Source organism: Clostridium pascui, from assembly GCF_016908015.1.
GTDB classification, from domain to species: domain Bacteria; phylum Bacillota; class Clostridia; order Clostridiales; family Clostridiaceae; genus Clostridium_AK; species Clostridium_AK pascui.
The window spans coordinates 144,958-162,464 of sequence record NZ_JAFBDB010000008.1; the positions used below are offsets into that span (position 1 = coordinate 144,958).

Consider the following 17,507-nt stretch of genomic DNA (forward strand, 5'->3'; position numbering starts at 1 on the left):
TTTATGCAATAAAGTTTCTACGTTACCTATCTCCTAGAACCTCTGAACTAGTACCTAAAAATTTGTTTCACAACCTTTTATTATCTTTATAATGCTTTCATATAATCTCAAATCATCTTCTTCTGTTCTCTTCTTATGACTTGCAGTTTTCCCTCCACCTCTCCTGACCTTAGCTGAAAGGTGTCTTTCAAAAAGTAGTCTATCCATATTCTTATCATCGTAAATATATCCCTTAGGATTTATAGCATAAGCTTTTTTCCCTAAAGCTAAAGCTGCCACCCCATAATCTTGCGTAATTATTACATCTCCTGCCTTAGCTTCGTTTATAAGATACATATCTACACTTTGAAATCCGCTGTCTAAATACTTAACAATACTGTAATCACTATTAATTACATGATTAATATCACAATACATTACAACTTCTATATCACTTTCCTTTGCTGCTTTTTCAATCATATGCTTACCCGGGCAGGCATCCGCATCAACTAATATTCTCATAAATTTCTCCTTTTGTGCTGCTTTAAAGGCCAGGATTAAAGGTTATTAATATTAGATCCTTTAACTCAAGGCCTTATAACTTATTTTAATCTAGCTTCTAATTCTAATTTCATTTCCTCATAGCCTGGCTTTCCTAAAAGAGCAAACATATTCTTTTTGTATGCTTCAACTCCTGGCTGATCAAAAGGATTTACTCCTAAAATATACCCGCTTATAGCACAAGCTTTCTCAAAAAAGTATACCATATATCCAAAATAATATGGAATTAATTCTGGAATATTTATAATTATACTTGGTACATTTCCATCACTATGAGCAAGTACTGTCCCTCTAAAAGCTTGCTTGTTTACAAAATCCATAGTTTTTCCAGATAAAAAATTTAAACCATCTACATTTTCCACATCTTCTTTTACAGTTATAGTTTTCCTTGGGTTTTCTATATTTATAAATGTCTCAAATAATATTCTTGATCCATCTTGTATATATTGACCCATAGAATGTAGGTCCGTCGAAAAATCTACCGATGCTGGATAAATTCCCCTTTGATCCTTTCCTTCACTTTCTCCATAAAGCTGCTTCCACCATTCTCCGAAATAATGTAGGCAAGGCTCAAAGTTTGCTAATATTTCTATGGTTTTGCCTTTTCTATAAAGAGCATTTCTTGCTGCTGCATATTTATAGCATTGATTTTTTTCTAAATCAGCTTCCATAAAAGCTTCCCTCGCATCTCTCGCCCCTGCCATCATTTCTTCTATGTTAGCACCCGATACAGCAATAGGCAATAATCCTACAGCCGTGAGAACTGAATATCTTCCACCTACATCATCTGGTATTACAAAGGTTTCATATCCTTCCGTGTCTGCTAAAGATTTTAGTGCACCCTTTGACTTATCTGTGGTAGCATATATTCTTTCTTTTGCCTCTTCCTTGCCATACTTCTTTTCTAATAATTCCTTAAATATTCTAAAAGCTATAGCAGGTTCTGTAGTAGTTCCTGATTTTGATATTACATTAACTGATATATCCATATTTTCTACTAGCTCTAATAAATCTACCATGTATGTAGAGCTTATATTATTTCCTACAAAATATATAGCCGGAGTTTTTCTTTTATCTTTACTTAAGCTATTATAAAAGGTTTGAGTGAGCATTTCTATAGCTGCTCTTGCGCCTAAGTACGATCCACCTATTCCAATCACTATAAGAGCATCCGAATTATTCTTTATCTTTTCAGCAGCTCTTTGTATCCTTTGAAATTCTTCTTTATCATAGTTTATCGGCAAATCCATCCATCCTAAAAAGTCATTTCCTGCCCCTATTTTTTCATGAAGCGTTTTATGAGCTTCTTTAATATGTTGGCTAAAATAACTTATCTCTTCTTCTGATAAATGTGCCTTTAATTTAGTTAGATCTACATTTGCTCCTGTTCTCATAATATAACTCTCCCTTAATACCCATGATTTATTTTAGTAAAATATTCATTAATTTAAGATGTGCTGATTTGTAGGAAAATCATAGTTTTTACAAATCGCATAAAATTGCCATAGTAAAATTTTAGTATATTATACAAAATAAATCAAGTACCCCAGATTAATGTATAAGTTTTCCTGCGGAAAGCTTATAAAAAATCACCTTAGACATGCTCTAAATCCCAGCACTATCCAAGGCGATTAAACTATCTAATTATTAAATTCTATTCCCACTCAATAGTTGAAGGTGGTTTTGAAGTTATATCATAAACTATTCTGTTTACTCCATGAACTTCGTTAACTATTCTTCTTGAAACTTTATCTAAAACTTCATAAGGTATTCTAGCCCAATCTGAAGTCATTCCATCTGATGAAGTTACTCCTCTCAATGCTATTGTGTGACAGTAAGTTCTTTCATCTCCCATAACTCCTACTGATCGTATATTTGGGAGACAAGCAAAGTACTGCCATACCTTTCCTTCTAATTCTGCATTAGCTATTTCTTCTCTGAATATAGCATCTGCTTCTCTAACTACAGCTAGTTTCTCTTCTGTAACTTCTCCAAGTACTCTTATTGCAAGACCTGGTCCTGGGAAAGGCTGTCTCCATACTAACTTATGAGGTATTCCAAGTTCTTCTCCAACAGCTCTTACTTCATCTTTAAATAACTCTCTTAAAGGCTCTATAAGACTAAATTGAATGTCTTCTGGAAGTCCTCCTACATTATGATGACTCTTTATAGTAGCAGAAGTTCCTGTTCCACTTTCAACTACGTCTGCATATATAGTACCTTGAACAAGGAAACTTATTTCACCTAGCTTATTTGCCTCTTCTTCAAATACTCTTATAAATTCTTCACCTATTATTTTTCTCTTTTTCTCAGGATCACTTACACCTTTAAGCTTTCCTAAGAATCTATCTTGAGCATTTACTCTTATTAGGTTCATATCAAACTGTTTTTTAAATATTTCTTCAACCTGGTCTCCTTCATCCTTTCTAAGTAAACCATGATCTACAAATATACATGTTAATTGCTTGCCTATAGCTTTATGGACAAGCACTGAAGCTACAGATGAATCAACTCCACCTGATAATGCACAAATTACTTTCTTGTCTCCTACTTTTTCTTTTATAGCTTTAATCTGTTCTTCTGCAAAAGAAGACATTGACCAATCTCCTTTTAATCCACAGATATTAAATAGGAAATTTGATAGCATTTTCTTTCCAAATGGTGTATGTTCAACTTCTGGATGGAATTGAACTCCATATATTTTTCTTTCAACATGCTCCATAGCTGCAACAGGAGTTTGAGTTGTAGTTCCAACTATTCTAAAACCTTCTGGAGCCACTTCTACATAATCTGTATGACTCATCCAACAACTTTCATTCTCTTCTATTCCATCAAATAGTAGACATGTTTTATCTAATTTTACGTCTGTTTTGCCATATTCTCTTTTATCAGGACTCTTAACATTTCCTCCAAGAGTATGAGCAATAAGCTGTTCCCCATAGCATATTCCAAGTACTGGAACACCTAATTCAAATATTTCTTTATCTATTCTTGGAGCTCCTTCACCATAAACACTGTTAGGTCCTCCAGTGAAAATTATTCCTTTAGGATTTTTTTCTTTTATTTTATCTATTGAATATGTGTATGGAATTATTTCGCAATACACATTATTTTCTCTTACTCTTCTAGCAATAAGCTGGTTGTACTGTCCACCGAAATCAACTACTAAAACTAATTCCTTTTCCATAGTTACCTCCTTAGGGGTTATTAATTATCTATTAGTAATCCTAATTTAAATTTATCTTTAATTACTGTGACACACTGTAGTTTGGAGCTTCTTTTGTCATTACTATATCATGAGGATGACTTTCTCTAAGACCAGCTGATGTTTGAACTACAAATCTAGCTGTTTCATATAGGTCAACTAAAGTCTTAGAACCTAAATATCCCATACCTGAACGAATTCCACCAAGTAACTGGAATATTGTATCTGATACAAATCCTTTGTATGGAAGTCTTCCTTCTACTCCTTCTGGAACTAGCTTTTTATTATCTTCTTGGAAGTATCTATCCTTACTTCCACAAGCCATAGCTGCAAGAGAGCCCATACCTCTATAAACTTTATAACTTCTTCCTTGATATATTTCAGTTTCTCCTGGAGATTCTTCGCAGCCTGCAAACATAGATCCCATCATACAAACCTTAGCTCCAGCAGCTAATGCCTTAACTATATCTCCTGAGTACTTTAATCCACCATCTGCTATAACAGGCACTCCATATTTATTAGCTTCTTCAACACAATCCATTACAGCTGTAAGCTGTGGTACACCAACTCCTGCTACAACTCTTGTAGTACAGATAGATCCTGGCCCTATACCAACTTTTATACAGTCTGCACCAGCTTCTATAAGGTCTTTAGTTGCTTCTGCAGTAGCTACATTACCTGCTATAACTTGAAGCTCTGGATACTCTTTCTTTATAGTTTTTACAGCTTCTATAACACCTTTTGAATGTCCATGAGCGGTATCTACTGTTATAACATCTACATGTGCATCAACTAATGCTTTAACTCTTTCCATCATATCCTTAGTTACACCTACAGCTGCACCACATAAAAGTCTGCCTTTACTGTCCTTTGCACTGTTAGGGAACTTTCTTACCTTTTCTATATCCTTTATAGTTATAAGTCCTTTTAAATTATTGTCCTTATCAACTAACGGAAGTTTTTCTATTCTATGCTCTTTAAGTATTGCTTTAGCTTCTTCTATGGTTGTATTTTCTGGTGCTGTAATTAAATTTTCTTTTGTCATTACATCTGATATTTTCTTTGAATAATCTTGTTCAAATACTATATCTCTATTTGTTATAATTCCTACTAGTTTTCCGCCCACTGTTACAGGAATACCAGATATTCTATACTTACTCATAAGTTCTAATGCATCTTGAAGAGTGTTTTCTGGAGATAAGAAAAATGGATCAGTTATAACTCCGTTTTCTTGTCTTTTAACTCTGTCCACTTCCATAGCCTGTTGTTCAATTGTCATGTTTTTGTGTATTATACCAATACCACCTTCACGAGACATAGCTATTGCCATTTTGGATTCTGTAACAGTATCCATTCCTGCGCTCATAAGTGGTATATTTAAGCTAATAGTCTTAGTCAAATTTGTTTTAAGAGTAACACCATTAGGTAATATTTCTGATTTATTTGGAACTAAAAGTACATCGTCAAAAGTATATCCTTGCTTTAAAATGATTGCCATTTAATCCACTCTCCCTTACTTTTTTATAGAATTTTTTTCTTTGTTACAAATTTAGTACATCTCTGTTTTGAGATATCTACTCTTATTATTTTCCCTAAATGTTTAATTTATAGACAAAAAAACATGCTAATTTTACTTATTCTGTATAAGTGAAATTAGCATGTACAAATAATACACGTCTATTTCCACTCATAGTCAGGAATTTGCGGCTCCCGGTAGATACTCCCTGCCATATTCAGGGGATATATGAGTTATGTTTATATTTGATATGTTTCCTTCATTAATTTTAACTATTGACATTATTCTATTGAATTTTTCGTTATTTGTCAATTATTTTATTTCACATTATTAAATCTAAAAATGCAATGTAAATGTTTAATAATCTAGCTTGCTACTAATCTCTAGTTACTCGCTTATTTAAACATATCTGCAGTGCTGTCAAATCCTTCTTTCCATCTATCATAAAACTCATAATTATTAAGTATAGTAGATTTATCTTTACACAAAATACATTTCACCTAACTTTATAATAAATACCACGTTATAATACCTTGCCCCCAAAGTATAGTTATAATAGAAGCTAGTACTATGAATGGTCCAAATGGCACATAATCTTTTCTAGTCTTTTTACTTAAAGCTATAAGTGCTACTCCCACTACAGAACCAATAACAAAGGATAAAAATAACATTAATAACGTCAGTTTAAGTCCTAAAAACAATCCACATATAAAGCAAATCTCTGCATCTCCCCCGCCCATGCCACCTTTAGTTATAATTGTTATTAAGGATAGGGTACCTCCACCTATGACGCCTCCATATATATAGTTTATTACAGGTAATCCCATATAAGCATGTAAAGCTAAAAAAATTATAGCTAAGATAGATCCTGTTAAGGTAGTTTTAAAGTAAACATTTGTAGTCTCTAAATCAATCATTCCTATAACAATTAAAATACTTACCATTATAATATACTTTATGGCATCTAAGGTTACACCATACTTTACATAAATCGACACATATAATATACCTGTTAAAAATTCAACTATTGAATATCTTACAGAAATTTTTTCTCTACAATACCTGCATCTTCCCTTTAATAAAGTATAACTTAAAACAGGAATTAAATCATAGGGCTTTAAATTGATCTTACAATTAGCGCAATGAGATGGTGGATATACAATAGACTGGCTTTTTGGTATTCTATAAATGCATACATTTAAAAAACTTCCAATTATAGTCCCAAGAATAAAAATAATCAAGTAATCCATAATACTAAACCCTCTTAATAAATCAATTTGTAAAAATAAACCAATATACAAACAAAGCTGTGGATCTAGTCCACAGCTTATATTTTATATTAATACATTCCATCCATTCCTGGTCCTGGCATTGGAGCAGGGTTTTTTTCTGGCATATCAGCTACAGCAGCTTCTGTTGTTAAAAAAGTAGCCGCTACAGATGCAGCATTTTGTAATGCAGATCTTGTAACCTTAGTTGGGTCAATTATACCAGCTTCTATCATATTTATATATTTATCATTTAGAGCATCATAACCTATTCCAACTTCAGCATTTTTAACTCTTTCTATTACTACAGAACCTTCTACTCCAGCATTAGTAGCTATTTGTCTTACCGGTTCTTCAAGAGCTTTTCTTATAATGTCAATACCAACTTTAATATCTACTACATCAGAAGATAATTCTTGCATTTCTTTAAGAGCAGTTACATATGCAGTTCCACCACCTGGAACAATACCTTCTTCAACAGCTGCTTTAGTAGCTGCTAAAGCATCTTCTATTCTTAGCTTTCTTTCTTTTAATTCAGTTTCTGTTGCAGCACCAACTTTGATTACAGCTACTCCACCAGCAAGTTTTGCAAGTCTTTCCTGTAATTTTTCTCTATCAAAGTCAGATGAAGATTCATCTATCTGAACTTTTATCTGATGGACTCTATCATGTATAGCTTCTTTATTGCCTTTTCCGTTAACAATTGTAGTATTTTCTTTAGTAATCTTAACGGATTCAGCCATTCCAAGCATATCTAATGTAACGTCTTTTAAATCTCTTCCTAATTCTTCAGTAATAACTTCTCCACCAGTTAATACTGCTATATCCTGAAGCATATCTTTTCTTCTATCGCCAAATCCAGGAGCTTTAACTGCTACACAAGTAAATGTTCCTCTTAATTTATTAAGAACAAGTGTTGCTAATGCTTCTCCTTCTATATCTTCAGCTATTATTAATAGCTTTCTTCCCTGCTGAACTATTTTTTCAAGTACTGGAAGTATATCCTGTATGCTAGTTATCTTCTTATCTGTAATTAATATATATGGCTCTTCAAGTACTGCTTCCATCTTTTCAGAATCAGTTACCATGTATGCACTTAAGTATCCTCTATCAAACTGCATTCCTTCAACAACATCTAGTTCAGTTCCCATAGATTTTGATTCTTCAACAGTTATAACGCCTTCGTTTCCAACTCTCTCCATAGCATCTGCTATAAGCTTTCCTATTTCTTCATCAGCTGCTGAGTTTGCTGCAACACTTGCTATGTCTTCTTTTCCGTTTACCTGCTTTGAAATATTTTTAATTTCTTCTACAGCTTTTTCTACTGCCATTTGTATTCCACGTCTAATTAGCATTGGGTTAGATCCCGCTGTAACGTTTCTTAATCCTTCTCTAATTATAGCCTGAGCAAGTAGTGTAGCTGTTGTAGTACCATCTCCTGCTACATCATTTGTCTTAGTTGCAACTTCTTTTACAAGCTGCGCCCCCATATTTTCATATGCATCTTCAAGTTCGATTTCTCTTGCTATAGTAACACCATCATTAGTTATAAGTGGTGATCCAAATTTTTTATCTAAAACAACGTTTCTTCCCTTTGGTCCTAAAGTAACCTTAACTGTATTTGCAAGCTTATCTACACCTGCCTGCATAGCTCTTCTAGCTTCTTCTCCAAATAATAAGCTCTTTGCCATATTACATTTACCTCCTAAATAGTTAATTTATATTTTCAAATTATTCTAAAACAGCTAATATATCATCCTGTTTTAATATTGTATATTCTATGCCATCAATTTTAACTTCATTTCCTGCATACTTAGAAAATAATATTTTATCTCCTACTTTTAATTCCATTACAACTTCTTTTCCATTAACCATTCCACCAGGTCCTACTGCTACTACCTCAGCTTCTTGTGGCTTTTCCTTAGCGGTTCCTGGTAAAACTATTCCGCTCTTTGTAGTTTCTTCTACTTCAATTCTTTTGATAACAACTCTGTCTCCAAGTGGTCTAATTCTCATTTTAAACCCTCCTTAAAATATTTATGTTTATAAGAATGAATCATCTCAAATAAATTGAGATGTATTAATTAATTTTTTATCATTAGCACTCACTATCAATGAGTGCTAATACAATTATTATAATAAAGAATAGCATATATAATATCAAATGTAAATGTTACCCTTATTTATTCTTTTTGTTAAATTATACCCTATTATTATAATTTATCTATATATTTTGGCATTTTGCTTACCTTTTCTTTTATTTTATAATACTATATTTTAATAAAACAGTTCAAACTATATAATATTATTACAACATAATTAATATTTCCAAGAGGTGACATTTTTATGAAAAAATTTCATGTTTTCTTCAAATTTGTTTTTATGCTTTCACTAGCACTATTTGCAATAACCCTGTCCATAAAAATTACTGTGAACTTCAGACAATTATATTACTTTGACATGAAACATTTAGGTATAGAAAAGTTTGTAGATATGAGTGCGAGTGAAATTAAAACAAATTATGATTATCTTATAAACTTTTTATATTCTCCTCCTAATACACAATTTAAACTGCCTTCCTTTAAGGCTTCCCCTGAAGGCATTATACACTTTTATGAAGTGAAAAAGATATTTTCTTTAGTTGATAGAATATTTTACATATCATTATTTTTAAATTTAATTGCTGTATATCTATGCTATAAATATAAAGACTTCTCAATTTTTAAATATAGTTCTTGGCTTTTAGTTTCTTTACCTATATTTTTACTTACAGTATTTTCGATTAACTTCAACAAGGTTTTTAATACGTTTCATTCTATATTTTTCAATAATGATTACTGGATATTTGACATAGATAAGGATCCAGTTATAAATATACTTCCTGAGGCATTCTTTATGCACTGTGCCATACTAATAGCTGTGCTAATACTTATATTTTCAATAATCTACATAATATTTTATAAAAGTAACCATCATGTAATAAAACCCTAAATTTTAGGGCTTTTCTTTTATTATATTTTTTATTATTTTTTCTCCCTTTATTACACCTAGTATAAAAAGCACTGTTGCAGCTACAGCTATCCCGATTAATAGCAGTTTATTATCCGTACCTATTTTAGCTCCAAAATAAGCAGATAAAAATATTCCCGGAATTCTCCCTAAAGTTGAATATACAACAAAATTTTTAAGGCTAATATCTGAAATTCCACATATATAAGCTAATGCATCTTTGGGAATACCAGGTACTAAATAAAGTAAAAATACTATGTAATCTACGCTTCCAAGCTTTAGTATTTTTTTAAAAAAAGTTAAATGTTTTTTAGATATAATTTTTTCTACAAAGGGCTTACCATATATATTACATATTATAAATATTATAATACCGCCTAAACAAATACCTACAAGTGAAATTATACTGCCAGATATAGTTCCAAAAATATATCCACCTGCAATTTGAACAATCTCTCCAGGAATAAAGAATACTACTACCTGTAACATTTGAAGAAGGATAAATGCTAGTATACTATATTGTCCATAGGAATTAATAATATTTCTGACTTCATCTGGATCCTTTAATATATAAAAATAATCATGAAAATATTTATATCCCACAAACAAAAACAATACAAATAAACCAGCAAATATAATACCACCCATATTTCCCTTTATATATCCAACTGCTTTTCTTAATATTCCATGCTCTTCATCATGCATATAACTCACCCTCTTTAGCTACAAATCTCTAATTTCTAACCACCATCTATATCTAGAAAATTACCTTGTTTTTATCTATTATATCAAAATTTAAAACTGCATTTAATTAGATATACTAAATATTGTTTTATACTAAAAGTAATTATATACATCTTCCTGTTAATCTCTTGTTAGTTAATAATTTAGTAGAATTATATAACTTTTTATATTCTTATAACTTCATATTATCATCTAGAAATTGCATATTAGTCTAGAGATTACTCACTAAAAACTAAAAAAGAAGCTGCTCTCGCAACCTCTTTTTTATTATCTTTCCATATTAACTTCTTCATAACGCTTTAAATTTTCATTATCTATAACATGTTTTATTTGAGCCTCTTTGCTGAACTTTGCAAGCTGTGGCCTAGACTTCATCATAGAAACCATAGTTGCTGGTCCACCTATACATCCACCTTCACACATCATACCTTCAATAAAGTTTCCTTCTAATCTTCCTGACTTAGCCATCATCATAGCCCTCTTTATTTCAAATGGACCGCTAACTTTAACAGGGTTAAAGTCTACCTTAACTTCTTTTTTCTCTATATAGTTTTCAATAGCGGCTGTTAATCCTCCACCTTGAGCAAATCCTCTTCCAAAAGATGATGCATCATTAATATCTTCCTCTTCCAAACTTTGAGGTTCTATATCATATGCTCCCATTAAGGCTGTAATTTCCTCAAAAGTCATAACATAATCCACCGAATCTTTAACACTTGGTCTCTTAATTTCACTTTTCTTAGCAGTACATGGCCCTACAAATACAACTAGTGCTTCTGGATCCATCTTCTTTATCATTCTTCCTGTAGCTACCATTGGAGATACTGTACCTGATACCTTATCAATTTGATCTGGGAATTTCTTCTCAATATAGTTTAAGAACCCTGGGCAACAGGAGTTAGTCATATACTTATCTCCCTTTTCCATTCTTTCTACAAACTCATTACCTTCATGTACAACTACTGCATCGGCACCACAAGCTGCCTCTATCATATCTACAAATCCCATTTTCTTAAAGGCCGCTTTTACTTGGCCAACTTTTGCCTTATTACCAAATTGTCCTGTAATCGCTGGTGCAACCACTGCATATACCTTCTTCTTGTTCATTAATGAACGAGTTACATCTACTATATAACTCTTATCAGATATAGCTCCAAATGGACACGCACCCATACAAGCACCACAATTTACACAATCCTTTTTATCTATTGTTGCTCTATTGTTATCTAAATTCATTTGAAGAGCTCCTGTAGGACATGCTCTCTTACAAGGTCTCATTACCTCTGCAACTGCTCCATAAGGACAAGCTTGTTTACATAAGCCGCACTCTTTACATGTCTCATGATTTATATAAGCTCTTCCCCCAGCTCTTGTAATAGACCCTGCTGGACATACTTCCATACATTTATGCTGTATGCATCCTCTACATGCTTCTGTTACAATAAATCTATTTATAGGACACTTATCACAAGCTGCGTCAATTACGTATACTATTTGGTCATTATTCTCTACATGTACAAATTTCTCAGCTTCTTGTCCATTTGGAAGACATCCTATTGCAAGCTTTGCTCTCTCATAAACTATAGCTCTTTCTCTATATACACAGCATCTGTATTCTGCTGTATCACCTTCTATTATTGTAAATGGAACTTTTTCTAATTCCTCTTTATTTACTCTATCTTCCAAAGTCATTTTAGCTACTTCTTTAAGTACTAAATACTTTAATTTTTTTAATTGAGTTTCAAATTCCATAATTTAGATCCTCCTAATTTTCAAAAAAGTAATTTAATTGTGTAAATAAATTACTTGAATTGTTGCAACAGTTTTGCAACTGTTGATTTTTCTTGATATTTATATTATAACAGAAACTCAAAAAAAATTAATACATATTTGAGATTTTTTTAACAATTTTTTTTACCTTTATTGTCACCCTCTGATATGTTCGGTTAATTTACCCAATTATGCTATTTTCTCTAGCATAATAAAACAAATATTGTTGAGCAAAACCAGAAAGTTTTCCAAACTTTTCACGGGCAAAATCTCTTATTTTCTTCAAGGATACATCTGGGGCTACATAGAAATGCTGCATAGCTCTTTTTACCCATACATCCACCGGAAATGCAGAGTATTTCCCCATAGAAAACAACATTATACAATCTGCCACCTTAGGGCCTATTCCCATAAAATTTTGAAGTTCCTTATGACATTCATCATCATTTTTGCTTATTATTAAATTTATATCAAAGCTTTCATTGTAAGTTTCACTTAATGAATTTAAACTGTTATATATTTTCTCAACTGTATCTCTTATATATTTAGCCCTAAAACCTGTTCCTAAACCTTCTAACTCCTCTTCTGTGGCTGCATGTAGTTTCTCTGCAGTCGGGAAAGTATAGTAGACCTCATCCTTGTAATAAAGCGGCTCTCCAAAACTTTTACTTATCTTCTCTATAGCTCTTTTTATCATTGGTATTCTATTGTTTGCAGATATAATAAAGGAAATAATAAGCTCAAAAGGCTCCTGTTTTAAAAGCCTTATCCCATGCCCAAATTCCACTGCTTTTTCCAAAAGCTCATCCTCACTTAATATATTTTTTACCTCTGCATAATCTCTAGTTAAATCGAAATATTCCATCCAAATATTTTTAAATTCTTCTTCTGTAGCATTATAAATTAAGACATCATTATCTCTTTTTTCTACTTCTATGACACGTCCAAAAGCTACTCCTATATAGCTACCACTCTCTTGCTTATTCCACCTAAAACACTGTCCGCATTCAAAAATATGTGGTAGTTCAAAGTTTAAGACATCCTTTACAACTACCACACTTATATCATTTTCTATATAGTTCTCTATATAATTAAAATCCATCTTTTATCGCTCCTTTTAGAAATATTACGACATTTTTAATGGCTCTGGGTCGTATAGAATTTTCATCTAGGAAGGTGTTCATTTCGCCGAGAACGGCTAATATTTATAAATTTAAAATCCCTCTCAGACAGTAAGCCGTTCTAAGGCCCATTCAATGCCTTCTACAATGAAAATTCTATGCTCCCAAAGTATTAAAAAATTCTTCATGTGAACTGCCAAAGGAAGAAATTCAGACAACTGAATTTCTAAAATACTTTAGAACTTATCACATAAAAATCTTTTAGGGCGGCAGCCCGCCACGTTACGAGAACTTATACTAAATAAATGAAAAAATTTAATTTACAAGTTCAAGATAAGATAATACAATAAAATATTTTTGATAAAAAATAAAATGACTAACAGTTTACGACCTACCGGTCTTCGGGCTTATCAGCCCTTTTATAAGTGTCCATTTAAAGGAAATTTCGCCAAAGCGAAATTTCTTCCTTCCGCAGTATACATAAAGACATTTTCCTTTTATTATGCTTCTATAACAAAGTTTTTATTCATACCTAAAATAAAGGTACTAGATACTAGGATTATAAGAAACTTTGTATGACAAAATTTCTTATAATCCTAGCACCTAACACCTAATTACTTACTTAAAAATTCATCAATAGCCTTTGCCGCTTTTTTACCTGCTCCCATTGCAAGTATTACTGTAGCTGCACCTGTTACAGCATCTCCACCAGCAAATATTCCCTTTTTAGTGGTTTCACCTGTTTCATCTTCTGCAATGATACATCCCCATTTATTTGTATCTAACCCTTTAGTTGTTGAAGTTATAAGTGGATTTGGAGAAGTTCCAAGAGCCATTATGACTGTATCTAATTCTATTTCATACTCTGAATCCTTTATTTCTACAGGTCTTCTTCTTCCAGACTCATCAGGGGCACCAAGTTCCATCTTAATACACTTCATACCCTTTACCCACCCATTTTCATCACTAAGTATTTCTATTGGGTTTGTAAGCAAATCAAATATTATTCCTTCTTCCTTAGCATGGTGAATTTCTTCTCTTCTTGCTGGAAGTTCTTCTTCCGATCTTCTATAAACTATATGAACTTCTGCTCCAAGTCTTCTTGCAGTTCTAGCAGCATCCATAGCTACGTTACCACCACCGACTACAGCAAGCTTTGTCCCTACCTTTACAGGAGTATCATAATCATTTCTAAATGCCTTCATAAGGTTATTTCTAGTTAAAAACTCATTAGCAGAAAATACTCCATTAAGATTTTCTCCAGGTATTCCCATGAACTTAGGAAGTCCTGCTCCTGACCCTACAAATACAGCACCAAAACCTTCTTCTTCCATAAGTTCCTCTATTGTAACAGTTCTACCCACTATAACATCCGTTTCAATTTTTACGCCTAATTTTTTTACATTTTCTATTTCATGTTTTACTACAGTTTCCTTTGGAAGTCTAAATTCAGGTATTCCATATACTAAAACTCCACCTGCTTCATGTAAAGCTTCAAATATAGTAACATCATATCCCATTTTAGCTAGGTCTCCTGCACAAGTAAGCCCAGCTGGTCCGCTTCCTATAACTGCAACCTTTTTATTCTTTTTATCACTCTTTACAGTTAAATCTAGGTTATTTTCTCTTGACCAGTCTCCGATAAATCTTTCAAGCTTCCCAATTGCTACTGGTTCACCCTTAATTCCAAGTATGCATTTGCCTTCACATTGGCTTTCCTGTGGGCATACTCTTCCACATACTGCTGGAAGTGAACTATCTCTATTTATCACCCTTGCTGCTTCCTCAAAGTTGCCTTCTTTTAAGCGTTGTATAAATTCAGGTATATTTATAGCTACAGGACATTTAGGAACGCACATTGGATTTTTACAATTTAAACATCTCTTTGCTTCCTTTATGGCTTCTTCTTCAGTATAACCTAAAGATACTTCCTTGAAATTTTTAACTCTTTCCTCTGGGCTCTGTTCTCTAGATAAAATTCTTTTAAATTTATCCATTATTCTTCACCGTCCAATCCTACAAAGCATTTATGACCTTCTACTTTTTCCTGGTCTTCAAGTATCTTCTTACCTTCCTCTGTCTTATACATACCTTGTCTTCTCATAGCTTCTTCAAAGTCTACTTCATGTCCATCAAATTCTGGACCTTCTACACAGGCAAATCGTGTTTTTCCAGCTACTGTAACTCTACAAGCTCCACACATACCTGTACCATCTACCATTAAAGTATTTAAACTTACTATAGTTTTTAAACCATACTCTTTAGTAAGTTTTGTAACAAATTTCATCATTATCATAGGTCCTATAGCTATCACTAGGTCATATTCTTTCTTTTCTTCATCAATTAACTTTTTAAGAAGATCTGTAACTAATCCTTTAAATCCATAGGAACCATCGTCAGTTGCCACATACATATTCCCAGCTACTTCTTTCATTTCTTCTTCAAGTATTAGAGTTTCCTTTGACTTAGTTCCAACTATTACATCTGCCTTTACACCTACAGAATTTAACCACTTAACCTGTGGATATACTGGAGCAGCTCCAACACCACCTGCTATAAATATTATTTTCTTTTTTCTTAGCTCTTCTAAGTCTTCGTTAACTAATTCAGAAGGCTGTCCAAGTGGTCCTACAAAATCCATAAAATGTTCTCCCACTTCTAAAGCCGCCATCCTTTTTGTTGAACTTCCAACTACCTGGAATACTATTGTTACAGATTTTTTATCTTTATCATAGTCACAAATAGTTAAAGGGATTCTCTCCCCTTTCTCATCCATTCTTACTATTACAAATTGTCCTGGTTTTGATGATTTTGCAACTCTTGGCGCTTCTATATCCATAAGATAAATATTTGGTGCTAAAAGTCTTTTATTTAAAATTTTATACATTGTTTTCCCTCCCTCAATTAATCTCCATTTAGACAATTATAAAACTATGTACTTCTCATAAATTAGCACATTTTAGCTAAATAAAGTGTTTGTTTTCTTATAGACTATTATATATAAATAATAGTCTAATAATCAACTAAAAAAGCAAGATAATTTAAGATATTCTTAAATTTAAAAAACAAAATTAATAACATCAAAATTAACAATATTAAAACTAATATAAAGATTTATACCACTAAATTTAGGCAATAAAAAAACTAGAGCCTTATTAAAGACTCTAGCTTTATATATTTAAAATTATTTTGCGTAGTTGTGGAATCCTCTTCCTGATTTTCTTCCAAGCCATCCAGCTCTTACATATTTTCTAAGTAAGGAGTGAGCTCTGTATTTTGTATCTCCTGTTTCTGTATATAATACATCCATTATAGCAAGACATATATCAAGTCCTACTAAGTCTCCTAATGCAAGAGGTCCCATTGGATGATTTGCTCCAAGCATCATAGCCTTATCTATATCTTCAGCTGATGCTATTCCTTCAGCGTAAATTCCAACTGCTTCATTGATCATTGGAATTAATATTCTATTTACAACAAATCCTGGAGCTTCAGCAACTTCTACTGGATCCTTTCCAATTGCTACAGATACTTCTTTAACAGCATCAAAAGTTTCCTGTGATGTAGCCATTCCTCTGATTATTTCTACAAGCTTCATAACTGGAGCCGGATTAAAGAAATGCATTCCTATAACCTTGTCTGGTCTTGCTGTAGCTGTAGCTACTTCAGTTATAGATAAAGATGAAGTATTTGAAGCAAGAATAGTTTCTGGCTTACAAATCTTATCTAATTCAGCAAATATTTCTCTTTTTATTTTCATGTTTTCTACTGCTGCTTCTATAATTAAATCACAATCAGCTGCCATGTTTAGGTCAACTGTTCCAGTTAATCTTGCAAGTATAGCATCCATATCTTCCTGAGCCATTTTTCCCTTAGCAACTAACTTAGAAAGACCTTTGTTTATTCCGTTAAGTCCTCTTTCTACGAACTCATCCTTTATATCTCTTAATACTACTTCGTAACCTTTTACTGCAAAAGCCTGAGCAATTCCTGCTCCCATAGTTCCTGCACCAAGAACACAAATCTTTTTCATAGTATATATCCTCCCTAAACAAATATATTTTATAGTTTAACAAAACATATGAAAATATACATGTTTGCACTAGTAAAAGTACAAACATGTATTTAAATGCTAGTTTTTAGCTTCTTTTATTTGAGCTATTAGTTCAGGAACAACTTTCTTGAAGTCTCCTACTAATGCTACGTCAGCTATCTGCATGATTGGAGCGCTTTCATCTTTGTTTATAGCTATTATAAAGTCAGAATCCTGCATACCAGCTAAATGCTGAATAGCTCCGGAAATACCTACTGCAATGTAGATCTTAGGTCTAACT

At 32.5% G+C, this 17,507-nt stretch carries 15 protein-coding genes and 1 riboswitch; of the genes, 1 reads left to right on the forward strand and 14 read right to left on the reverse strand.

Annotated features, from left to right (window positions below; genetic code table 11):
- Positions 1-54: 54 nt before the first annotated feature.
- The 7 genes from JOC70_RS16910 to groES form a co-directional block, all read right to left on the reverse strand.
- Positions 55-501, reverse strand: a complete 447-nt coding sequence (locus JOC70_RS16910) for a YaiI/YqxD family protein (protein WP_204600057.1) — start codon at positions 499-501, stop codon at positions 55-57.
- A gap of 80 nt (positions 502-581) precedes the next feature.
- The gene (locus JOC70_RS16915; RefSeq protein ID WP_204600058.1) at positions 582-1,934 is read right to left on the reverse strand and encodes a glucose-6-phosphate isomerase; all 1,353 of its coding nucleotides are present in this window, start codon (positions 1,932-1,934) and stop codon (positions 582-584) included.
- Positions 1,935-2,194: 260 nt separating this feature from the next.
- The gene (gene guaA / locus JOC70_RS16920) at positions 2,195-3,727 is read right to left on the reverse strand and encodes a glutamine-hydrolyzing GMP synthase (protein WP_204600059.1); all 1,533 of its coding nucleotides are present in this window, start codon (positions 3,725-3,727) and stop codon (positions 2,195-2,197) included.
- A gap of 61 nt (positions 3,728-3,788) precedes the next feature.
- Positions 3,789-5,243, reverse strand: coding sequence for an IMP dehydrogenase (guaB, locus tag JOC70_RS16925; protein WP_204600060.1), 1,455 nt, complete (start codon positions 5,241-5,243; stop codon positions 3,789-3,791).
- A 172-nt stretch (positions 5,244-5,415) separates the two neighbouring features.
- Positions 5,416-5,513, reverse strand: a riboswitch (purine riboswitch).
- Between the two features lie 254 nt (positions 5,514-5,767).
- Positions 5,768-6,511 (reverse strand): prepilin peptidase, encoded by a 744-nt coding sequence (locus JOC70_RS16930; protein WP_204600061.1) that lies wholly within the window; start codon positions 6,509-6,511, stop codon positions 5,768-5,770.
- A gap of 89 nt (positions 6,512-6,600) precedes the next feature.
- A complete protein-coding gene (groL, locus tag JOC70_RS16935; protein WP_204600062.1) occupies positions 6,601-8,220 on the reverse strand; it encodes a chaperonin GroEL in 1,620 nt (539 codons plus the stop codon).
- A gap of 40 nt (positions 8,221-8,260) precedes the next feature.
- Positions 8,261-8,545, reverse strand: coding sequence for a co-chaperone GroES (gene groES / locus JOC70_RS16940; RefSeq protein WP_035309699.1), 285 nt, complete (start codon positions 8,543-8,545; stop codon positions 8,261-8,263).
- 330 nt (positions 8,546-8,875) lie between these two features.
- Here groES and JOC70_RS16945 point away from each other — a divergent pair, with 330 nt between their 5' ends.
- Positions 8,876-9,520: a TIGR01906 family membrane protein gene (locus JOC70_RS16945; RefSeq protein WP_204600063.1), complete on the forward strand. Its 645-nt coding sequence runs from the start codon at positions 8,876-8,878 to the stop codon at positions 9,518-9,520.
- 3 nt (positions 9,521-9,523) lie between these two features.
- Here the strand turns inward: JOC70_RS16945 and JOC70_RS16950 are convergent, their stop codons facing one another.
- The 7 genes from JOC70_RS16950 to JOC70_RS16980 all read right to left on the reverse strand — a co-directional run.
- Positions 9,524-10,243, reverse strand: a complete 720-nt coding sequence (locus JOC70_RS16950) for a TVP38/TMEM64 family protein (protein ID WP_204600064.1) — start codon at positions 10,241-10,243, stop codon at positions 9,524-9,526.
- Positions 10,244-10,549: 306 nt separating this feature from the next.
- The gene (locus JOC70_RS16955) at positions 10,550-12,037 is read right to left on the reverse strand and encodes a monomeric [FeFe] hydrogenase (protein ID WP_204600076.1); all 1,488 of its coding nucleotides are present in this window, start codon (positions 12,035-12,037) and stop codon (positions 10,550-10,552) included.
- Between the two features lie 196 nt (positions 12,038-12,233).
- A complete protein-coding gene (locus JOC70_RS16960; RefSeq protein WP_204600065.1) occupies positions 12,234-13,154 on the reverse strand; it encodes a DNA-3-methyladenine glycosylase family protein in 921 nt (306 codons plus the stop codon).
- 633 nt (positions 13,155-13,787) lie between these two features.
- Positions 13,788-15,170 carry an NADPH-dependent glutamate synthase gene (gene gltA / locus JOC70_RS16965; RefSeq protein WP_204600066.1) on the reverse strand — a complete coding sequence of 461 codons (1,383 nt, stop codon included), beginning with the start codon at positions 15,168-15,170 and terminating at the stop codon, positions 13,788-13,790.
- Complete coding sequence (locus JOC70_RS16970) at positions 15,170-16,060, reverse strand: sulfide/dihydroorotate dehydrogenase-like FAD/NAD-binding protein (protein WP_204600067.1); 891 nt, start codon at positions 16,058-16,060, stop codon at positions 15,170-15,172. Before JOC70_RS16970 ends, gltA begins: the two co-directional genes overlap by 1 nt.
- Positions 16,061-16,357: 297 nt before the next feature.
- Positions 16,358-17,206, reverse strand: a complete 849-nt coding sequence (locus JOC70_RS16975) for a 3-hydroxybutyryl-CoA dehydrogenase (RefSeq protein WP_204600068.1) — start codon at positions 17,204-17,206, stop codon at positions 16,358-16,360.
- 99 nt (positions 17,207-17,305) lie between these two features.
- A partial coding sequence (locus tag JOC70_RS16980) for an electron transfer flavoprotein subunit alpha/FixB family protein (RefSeq protein ID WP_204600069.1) occupies positions 17,306-17,507 on the reverse strand: 202 nt, incomplete at its 5' end.